We start from the raw sequence: 2,682 nt of genomic DNA, 5'->3' as shown, positions 1-2,682 counted from the left end.
CGGGGTGTGGCGCAGATGGGAGCGCGCGTGGTTTGGGACCATGAGGTCGCAGGTTCGATCCCTGTCACCCCGACCAAGAGATAGGTTTTAATCTATCTCTTTTTTGTTATGCAAAATTATAATTTAGGAGATGATTATTTGAATAACATAAAAGCTGCTATATTCGATTTAGATGGAACCCTTGTTGATTCTATGTGGGTATGGCAACAAATAGATATTGATTATTTAACAGAAAAGGGACATACTGTTCCAAATAACTTAAACGACGAAATTACACATTTAAGCTTTTCACAAACAGCTGAATATTTTAAAAATAGATTCTCAATCGAAGATTCTGTTGAGGATATAATGAATACATGGAATACAATGGCATATAATCATTACAAAAATAATGTGAAACTAAAGCCAGGTGCCCTTAGTTATTTACAAAAGCTAAAAAAATCAGGAATAAAAATAGGACTAGCTACTAGTAATTCTGTTCCTTTATTAACTGCAACATTAGAGAGTAATAACGCTCTTGATCTATTTGATGCCATAACTGTTACAGATGAAGTAAAAAAAAGCAAAAGTAATCCAGATATATATTTATTAGCAGCCAAGAAATTAGGAGTTACCCCTTCTGAATGCATGGTATATGAGGATATAATAGCCGCTGTTAATGGTGTAAAATTAGCAGGGATGAAAGTTACTGGTGTATATGATGAACATGCCAAACACCAAATAGAGTTATTAAAAAGAGAATGTGATAATTATATATATAGCTACGAAGAATTATTGTAATTACTAGAGTTTTAATTTAATAATTATAAAAAATCACATGCATAGGTAAAATTTACTTATACATGTGATTTTTATTATTCTATATTAAGCTTAGAATCTCTTAACATCATATTTAGCTTCAAGTTCTTTTATTAAATCTAAATATTTCTTTTCTTGATTTTCTTGAATTAATTTTTGAATAATTTGATTTTTAACATCAGCAAATTCTGAAGTTTTTGGTTCATTTTTTGCATCAACTTTAATTAAGTGATATCCAAATTGAGTTTGAACTGGTTCACTTACCTTTTCTAATTCTAATCCGAAAGCAGCTTCTTCAAATTCTGGAACCATCATTCCTCTACCAAATACTCCAAGGTTTCCGCCTTGTTCTTTAGATGGGCATGTAGAATATTTCTTTGCAGCTTCTTCAAAAGATAATTCTCCACTTGCTATTTTGTTCTTAACTTCAGAGCATAATTCTTCATTATCAACTAATATGTGTTTTGCAGATACTGTAGCTGGTTGCTCGAATTCATTTTTATGTTCATCATAGTATTTCTTAGCTTCATCATCAGTAACTGTTACTTCTGATAATACTTTATTGATTGTTATTTGTGTAAGTAAATCTTTTTCAACTTGTGCTAAGTTTGCCTTATACTCTTCTGTTTCATTTATTTTCATTTCATTTCCTAATTTGTACATTAAGTCAAATGAAATCATTTGCTCTAATAATTGTTTTTTCCCCATCTCAGAATTGAACATTCCTCTTTTATCTGCTGGATATCTCATTATTATTGCATTTAAATCATTTTCTGTTATTTCAACACCTGAAATAGTAGCTAAAACTTTGTTTTCCATGTAAATTTCTCCTTTTATATATATGATGTATATAATTATAACAGATTTTTACCAATGTATATAGTTACAATTCTTTTATTGATTATATTTTTTAACTATTATATAATAATTATTATTATATAATTTTAGGAGGTCAATATGGTAGAAATTAATTCTTTAGTTCCTGATTTTTCATTAATGGGTTCTGATGATAAAGAACATAAATTAAGTCAATATAGAGGTAAAAAGGTAATACTTTATTTCTATCCAAGAGATAATACTCCTGGTTGCTCAACTGAAGCATGTGACTTTAGAGATAATAGTAATAATTTTGCTGATAAAAATGCTATTGTTATAGGTATAAGTAGGGATTCATTGAAATCTCATTCTAAATTTATTGAAAAATTTAATCTTCCTTTTCTACTTTTAAGTGATGAAAACGAAGAAGTTTGTAACTTATTTAATGTTATTAAAGAAAAGAATATGTATGGAAAAAAAGTTATGGGTATAGAAAGAAGTACTTTTATAATTAATGAAGAAGGCATTCTTATTAAAGAATATAGAAAAGTTAAAGTTAAGGAACATGTAAGTACAGTTCTTGAGGATTTAAACTTACTATAGATTAATACCATGTAATAAATAGTTAATAATAAAATTTTTAGTGTTATTTTGATATTATAAGAGTAGATAAATTTAATTTAGCTACTCTTTATTCTTTACTTTAAATATGGTTCTTTATTAATATAAAATAAAAAGCACTAACTTATGTTAGTGCTTTTTCCTGGTGGCTCGACCAGGAATCGAACCAGGGACACGAGGATTTTCAGTCCTCTGCTCTACCGACTGAGCTATCGAGCCACATTACCTGGCAACGTTCTACTCTCCCACACAGTCCCCCGTGCAGTACCATCGACGCTGTAGAGCTTAACTTTCCTGTTCGGAATGGGAAGGAGTGTTTCCTCTACGCCATCATCACCAGATCTTTGAGATTGTTATCTCAAAATTGCACATGAATTATTTTATATTTATTGGTCAAGCCCTCGACCTATTAGTATCAGTCAGCTACATACGTTACCGCACTTACAC

The 2,682-nt window shown here is 29.9% G+C and carries 3 protein-coding genes, 2 tRNA genes and 1 rRNA gene; 3 read left to right on the top strand and 3 right to left on the bottom strand.

The window, feature by feature from the left end; all coding sequences use genetic code 11:
• Positions 1 to 76 (top strand) — tRNA-Pro (locus tag Q0G30_RS14080).
• A 62-nt stretch (positions 77 to 138) separates the two neighbouring features.
• The gene (locus Q0G30_RS14075; RefSeq protein WP_294391339.1) at positions 139 to 780 is read left to right on the top strand and encodes an HAD family phosphatase; all 642 of its coding nucleotides are present in this window, start codon (positions 139 to 141) and stop codon (positions 778 to 780) included.
• A gap of 90 nt (positions 781 to 870) precedes the next feature.
• Here Q0G30_RS14075 and Q0G30_RS14070 read toward each other — a convergent pair whose 3' ends face one another.
• Positions 871 to 1,617, bottom strand: a complete 747-nt coding sequence (locus tag Q0G30_RS14070) for a peptidylprolyl isomerase (protein WP_294391337.1) — start codon at positions 1,615 to 1,617, stop codon at positions 871 to 873.
• A gap of 138 nt (positions 1,618 to 1,755) precedes the next feature.
• Here Q0G30_RS14070 and bcp point away from each other — a divergent pair, with 138 nt between their 5' ends.
• On the top strand, positions 1,756 to 2,217 hold the full coding sequence (bcp, locus tag Q0G30_RS14065; protein WP_294391335.1) for a thioredoxin-dependent thiol peroxidase: 462 nt from the start codon (positions 1,756 to 1,758) through the stop codon (positions 2,215 to 2,217).
• Between the two features lie 161 nt (positions 2,218 to 2,378).
• Here bcp and Q0G30_RS14060 read toward each other — a convergent pair.
• Positions 2,379 to 2,454, bottom strand: a tRNA-Phe gene (locus tag Q0G30_RS14060).
• 5 nt (positions 2,455 to 2,459) lie between these two features.
• Positions 2,460 to 2,576: ribosomal RNA gene (gene rrf, locus Q0G30_RS14055) — 5S ribosomal RNA — on the bottom strand.
• Between the last annotated feature and the right edge of the window lie 106 nt (positions 2,577 to 2,682).

Source organism: uncultured Clostridium sp. (assembly GCF_934754925.1).
Classification (GTDB): Bacteria; Bacillota; Clostridia; order Clostridiales; family Clostridiaceae; genus Clostridium.
Note: the sequence above shows the minus strand (reverse complement) of the source record. Positions and strands in the feature narration are given on the sequence as shown.

Excerpts from the sequence above, each read along its gene's own strand:
- Q0G30_RS14070 (WP_294391337.1), bottom strand. The coding sequence starts at position 1,617 with ATGGAAAACAAAGTTTTAGCTACTATTTCAGGTGTTGAAATAACAGAA.
- bcp (WP_294391335.1), top strand. The coding sequence starts at position 1,756 with ATGGTAGAAATTAATTCTTTAGTTCCTGATTTTTCATTAATGGGTTCT.